The organism is Microcoleus sp. S28C3 (assembly GCF_036700785.1).
Taxonomy (GTDB): domain Bacteria; phylum Cyanobacteriota; class Cyanobacteriia; order Cyanobacteriales; family Microcoleaceae; genus Microcoleus; species Microcoleus asticus.
This window is the reverse complement of the sequence record NZ_JAUBPO010000213.1, coordinates 1-4,960: the sequence shown is the minus strand read 5'-3', so window position 1 is coordinate 4,960 and position 4,960 is coordinate 1. Positions and strand designations below refer to the sequence as shown.

Below are 4,960 nucleotides of genomic sequence, written 5' to 3'. Positions count from 1 at the left end.
AATGGATACACTTCATAAGCTTGTACTCTATGCTGCACAAATATCCTAGCACTCACGCCTTAAGAGAACAGTGCCGATCGCACATCATATTATTACCCAGTCCCGGGTAATTGCAAACATTCAAGAAATGCGCGAGCTTCTGGATGGTGAGATTTCAGAAAATCATCGGGGGATGCCAATTCAATCAACCGTCCATCTTGCATCAAACCTATTCTAGAAGCTAACAAAAAAGCTTCTTGAATGCCGTGAGTCACAAAAATCACTGTTTTGCCCAGTTGCTGCTGCAATTGACCGAATTCCCGCTGCAATTCCAGACGAGTAATCGGGTCTAAAGCACCAAACGGTTCATCCATTAACAATATCGGAGGGTCAGCCGCCAGTGCTCTAGCGACGCCCACCCGCTGCCGCTGTCCGCCGGATAACTGATGGGGATAGCGTTTGGCGAAGTGCTGGGGGTCGAGGTTGACTAATTCTAACAGTTTGCGGACGCGAGATTGAATGCGATCGCCCTCCCAACCTTCTAATTTTGGCACTAAACCGACGTTTTGCTCGACAGTAAAATGGGGAAATAAACCGATTTCTTGAATCACGTAGCCAATTTTTCGGCGCAGTTGAATTGGGTTCCACTGAGTTGTCGGTTTTCCCATGACAAGAACTTCGCCGCTGCTTGGCGTTAGTAAATTGTTAATCAATTTCATGGTAGTAGTTTTGCCACTCCCGCTGCGTCCCAGCAATACTAAAACTTCTCCTTGCAGCACTTTGAAATTGAGTTTGTCTACTAAATGCCTGCGGTTGAGGCGATATGTCACGTCGAGACATTCGACAGCAACTTCATTATTGAGAGGCATGATTAGTTCCGGTGATTTGGGTTTTCAAGAATTTTAGAACTTACAGACAAGGGGCTAGAAACCCCGTTTTTCTTAGAAATTTTACTGCTTAACCCAAGATTTGTCAGCAGAGAAACCGGGTTTATGAGCGTAAGTCCTAAAATTCAAATCAGCGAGCATCGGGGGACAATTCCCAATTCTAAAATCTAAAATCTAAAATCTAAAATCGACTTGATTTTGCCATTCTAGCAGTAAGGCTCGACATTGGAGGCAAGTTAAGTTTTTGAGCAAGTCGCGAATCCCGTCTGGGGTGGCAGGATATGCAGCACCGATCAGTTCGGGGCTTACTGTTGCTGTCGGGTGCAATTCTGCAACAAAACCGTAGAGTTTTTGATTGGAGAAAGAACTGTTTATTGCCCAGCCAATGGTGTTGATCGGTTCGATGCGGGCGATCGCACTTTCTGTCACGCCTAATTCTTTCTTGAGTATAGCTGGAACTTCCACTGCTGGCGTGGCTTCTGCTTCTACGCGACCGCCGGGAAAATCGAGGGTTGCTTCTGCTACGCCGGGGCGATACATCGGTGGGGGAAACAGAAATTTGCCAGTTTGAATTGTCAAGATTACAACTGAATCTGCTCTTTCTACTCGCCAATATTCTACTGTTTTTCCTTCGGTTGTTTCGAGATGTTCGGCGATTAGTTTTACCCAATGAGAGTTGATTTCTACAAAGCGGTCTAGAGTTTTCCACTGGGATTTGGCAGTTTGGTTCATGTCGGAATTTTTGAAATAAATCAGATGTTGTTTGCTATGGTAGGCGATCGTTGCCGAACCCAACAATAAAAGAGCGACCTTTTCAGCTTTGAACCAGTTTTTTCCTCTCGATTGTAAATTTTTGCTACAACCCTACACATTCGCCTAGATAATTCGGTAACATAGACTACATAATCAAAGTTTATCTGCGCCTTCGCTCTGGGTTGTTTCAACCGCGCCCTGGTGCAGACTCTTAGCTAGACAGGAGTAGTTATGCAACTGCAAACAGATATTCGTACTTGGCAATCCCAAGCAACCCCAGGAAGCTTCGCCAGTGCCGGCGACTGGGAAAAATTTGGCTGCGCCGTACCTGCACCAAAATTGGCTCCTTCTATGTGGGTTAAATTATTCAATCCGCCAACAGCATTCAGCTTTGACGAAGCGTGGCTGTTGTGTGAATGTTCTGATGAAAAGTGGCTGGCTTGGATTCCTGATTATGGCGAAATTTTACTGAGTAAACATGAATTTTGCGCTACTAAATCGTGAATTACGCAGACAAACTTTCATAAACCGGGTGTTAAAATCCATATCCCTCTGGTTCGACGGGATATTTTGGACAAAAGCTGGTTTCTGCGTAATTATGTCGTTTGCAGTGAGGAATGCAAGTCCTCAAAGTTTGATAAGGACTTGCATTCCTCACTGCAAACCTGTTATATGATGTCGTTTTAGCGGACATTATATAAGTCCTAATAGATATTAATTGAAATTTCACTAACAAAAAGAGCAATAGGTTTTCTATTGCTCTTTTTGTTTAAAAACACTCTCTAGTTTTTGTCTTCAGACACTGGAAGTTATATCAAGTGGGGTCGATTGACCACAATATCGTCGCGGTGAGGGGTTTACTGTATCGATGCTTGCATTGGAGATATTGGTGAACCCGTCCCTACAGCTATTACGGTCAATTTAGCCGCCGTGATATTGCTGGCTTATCTGCAAACTGCACGGTTATTTACGTTTCTAACAATCGTGCCTACTCTGCCATTAATCTGAACCGGGTTCTTGGTGCTGGCTCGAATCAAGAGTGGTTGTTTGGCGAGACATTCTCTGATTGATGCTGCCCATGCGGTGAGAGCTCCGGTGTATTCTGTACGACCCGCTGGGGCGCGAAACTGATCGGTAATTAGGTAATCCGAGGTGATGCTAGTGTCAGTAGCAACATTGGTAATAATTGGAAAGTCAAAGGCTTTGGGCAAGGTTCTGTCCTGGATTCTGCCCGGTAGCAACTGGTATTTCATCGAGCCACCCTTGTAGTCAAAACCTGCTTGAGGGCTGGTTGGAGGGCTGGTTTGAGCCAAGGCGGGAACAGGCAAGCTTGCTACCAAAACGGTGCAAAAACTCCAAAATAATTTCGATTTCATCCGATTCATCTCCTCAACTTTAGGACGATTAGCACTAATTTAGGTACGATTAAAAGACACTCGCTTTTATTGAGAAAGCGCCTGATGATATTGAGCTTTTGAGTTTGAACTCAACGCAGCTAATTTATTACCCAACACTCTCAAAAATGTTAAAACTGGTTTGCCTGACAAACTGTAGAAAAGTTTCAGTTGAGTTAGACATTTACACATCTGAAGTTGTTACAGCATTGGGGAGTCGGTTTTACCAGAATGATTCATTTTCGATCGATGTCATTGGAACTTTATCAAATTTTGTCTCAGATATCAAGTTTTGCCGATCGCGTATCACGTTTTAACACTGGTTTGCGGCTCGATCGAGCTTTGAGTGTTGCGGGCTATACCTGGGCGAGAAAGATGCTAGAGTGCATCGATGGGCGTTTGAGTATTTTCAGGCGACAATAGACACAGAAGGGGCTTGAAAATAGGTGATTTTAGTGGAAGATAGTAAATTTATCGACGTATCGGACATTATGGGTGTTCCCGCGGCTCCGGCGGGTTACAAATCGGGCTTTGTGGGTATTGTCGGACGCCCGAATGTCGGAAAATCAACGCTGATGAATCAGTTGGTGGGGCAGAAAATTGCGATTACTTCGCCGGTGTCTCAGACGACGCGTAACAGGCTGCGGGGCATCCTAACGACACCGGAAGCACAAATTATTTTTGTAGATACTCCCGGAATTCACAAGCCGCACCACCAATTGGGCAAGGTTTTGGTGCAGAATGCCCGCACAGCGATTCAGTCGGTGGATGTGGTGCTGTTTGTGGTGGATGGTTCGGTGGAATCGGGAGGGGGCGATCGATATATTGTCGAAATTCTCAGCAATACCAAAATTCCGGTGATTTTGGGGATGAATAAGTTGGACGAACAACCGTCGGATTGCGTGTTGATCGATCGAACTTACGAGCAAATTGTCAATCCTGAGTGGCCTGTAGTGAAATTTTCCGCTCTCACGGGCGAGGGTGTCGAGTCGCTGCAAAAATTGTTAATCGAACATTTGGACGTTGGGCCTTATTATTATCCGCCCGATTTGGTGACTGACCAGCCGGAACGCTTTATTATGGGCGAATTGATTCGGGAACAGATTTTGCTGCTGACGCGGGAAGAAGTTCCGCATTCGGTAGCAATTGCGATCGACATAGTTCAAGAAGAAGCAAAAATTACTCGCATTCTGGCGACAATTCACGTCGAACGGGATTCCCAAAAAGGTATTTTAATCGGTAAAAGCGGCAGTATGCTCAAGTCGATCGGCAGTGCGGCCCGGGAACAGATTCAAAAGTTAATTGAAGGCAAAGTGTATTTGGAGTTATTTGTCAAGGTGCAGCCGAAGTGGCGGCAGTCGCGCACTCGTTTGGCGGAATTGGGCTATCGGGTAGAAGAATAAAACTTTATCTGTTGGCAGTTTCCCTCTCTTAATCCTGATGTGCTCAGCAGCAGATTAAAAACAAGATTGACAACTTTGCCATATCCGCAGCCATAGGCTAAGATTTTGCAAAGGTCGAGAACACAATGACGATAATTCCAACTATGAATTACCGAAACCACATCACGATCGAAGCAAATAAACGCGGTGGTAAGCTTTGTGTGCGCGGCTTGCGAACTACGGTTTATGAAGTGCTTGAGTACCTGGCTTCCGAGATGACCGAAGCAGAAATTCAAGGGCGATTTTCCCGATTTGACGCGAGAAGATTTAAAAGCCTGCATTGCTTATGCTGCTGACCGCTAGCATCGGTTTATGACCGCGACCTTATCCGAGTGTGACGGCTTAAGTGCTAAGGTAGCTGAAGAATCACAATATTTAGTTTTAGTATCCCCTCAATATTTCGGGGAAACAGTTATTCAGGCATCCATGACAAACCAAAAGGATTGAGAACAGATTTTTCACGAATAATAGTTGCCAAAGAGGGAATATTCCCAACCTGAGAAAT

Annotated in this window: 7 protein-coding genes and 1 pseudogene; 5 read left to right on the top strand and 3 right to left on the bottom strand. The window is 45.0% G+C overall.

The annotated features are described in order from the left end of the window. Positions 1-92: 92 nt before the first annotated feature. The gene (locus QUA13_RS31485; protein ID WP_172189513.1) at positions 93-848 is read right to left on the bottom strand and encodes an ATP-binding cassette domain-containing protein; all 756 of its coding nucleotides are present in this window, start codon (positions 846-848) and stop codon (positions 93-95) included. Between the two features lie 192 nt (positions 849-1,040). Continuing rightward, positions 1,041-1,598 (bottom strand): NUDIX hydrolase, encoded by a 558-nt coding sequence (locus QUA13_RS31480; protein WP_333204890.1) that lies wholly within the window; start codon positions 1,596-1,598, stop codon positions 1,041-1,043. Positions 1,599-1,850: 252 nt separating this feature from the next. On the opposite strand from QUA13_RS31480, the gene QUA13_RS31475 reads away from it, so the two are divergent. Continuing rightward, a complete protein-coding gene (locus QUA13_RS31475) occupies positions 1,851-2,123 on the top strand; it encodes a hypothetical protein (protein WP_333204888.1) in 273 nt (90 codons plus the stop codon). Positions 2,124-2,563: 440 nt separating this feature from the next. Here the strand turns inward: QUA13_RS31475 and QUA13_RS31470 are convergent, their stop codons facing one another. Then, positions 2,564-2,995: a hypothetical protein gene (locus QUA13_RS31470; protein ID WP_172189517.1), complete on the bottom strand. Its 432-nt coding sequence runs from the start codon at positions 2,993-2,995 to the stop codon at positions 2,564-2,566. 216 nt (positions 2,996-3,211) lie between these two features. On the opposite strand from QUA13_RS31470, the gene QUA13_RS31465 reads away from it, so the two are divergent. From QUA13_RS31465 to QUA13_RS32960, 4 genes and pseudogenes are all read left to right on the top strand, one after another. Beyond that, on the top strand, positions 3,212-3,436 hold the full coding sequence (locus QUA13_RS31465) for a hypothetical protein (protein ID WP_333204886.1): 225 nt from the start codon (positions 3,212-3,214) through the stop codon (positions 3,434-3,436). A 68-nt stretch (positions 3,437-3,504) separates the two neighbouring features. Next, positions 3,505-4,416, top strand: coding sequence for a GTPase Era (gene era, locus QUA13_RS31460; protein WP_333204894.1), 912 nt, complete (start codon positions 3,505-3,507; stop codon positions 4,414-4,416). Between the two features lie 125 nt (positions 4,417-4,541). Continuing rightward, positions 4,542-4,643 (top strand): annotated as a pseudogene (locus tag QUA13_RS32965) (hypothetical protein); the annotation flags it as partial. Positions 4,644-4,707: 64 nt separating this feature from the next. Next, positions 4,708-4,758, top strand: a complete 51-nt coding sequence (locus QUA13_RS32960) for a hypothetical protein (protein WP_445242768.1) — start codon at positions 4,708-4,710, stop codon at positions 4,756-4,758. Positions 4,759-4,960 lie beyond the last annotated feature (202 nt).

Bases quoted from the DNA above. Each gene is read 5' to 3' on its own strand.
- QUA13_RS31475 (WP_333204888.1), top strand. From the start codon at position 1,851: ATGCAACTGCAAACAGATATTCGTACTTGGCAATCCCAAGCAACCCCA.
- QUA13_RS31470 (WP_172189517.1), bottom strand. From the start codon at position 2,995: ATGAAATCGAAATTATTTTGGAGTTTTTGCACCGTTTTGGTAGCAAGC.
- era (WP_333204894.1), top strand. From the start codon at position 3,505: ATGGGTGTTCCCGCGGCTCCGGCGGGTTACAAATCGGGCTTTGTGGGT.
- QUA13_RS31485 (WP_172189513.1), bottom strand. From the start codon at position 848: ATGCCTCTCAATAATGAAGTTGCTGTCGAATGTCTCGACGTGACATAT.
- QUA13_RS31480 (WP_333204890.1), bottom strand. From the start codon at position 1,598: ATGAACCAAACTGCCAAATCCCAGTGGAAAACTCTAGACCGCTTTGTA.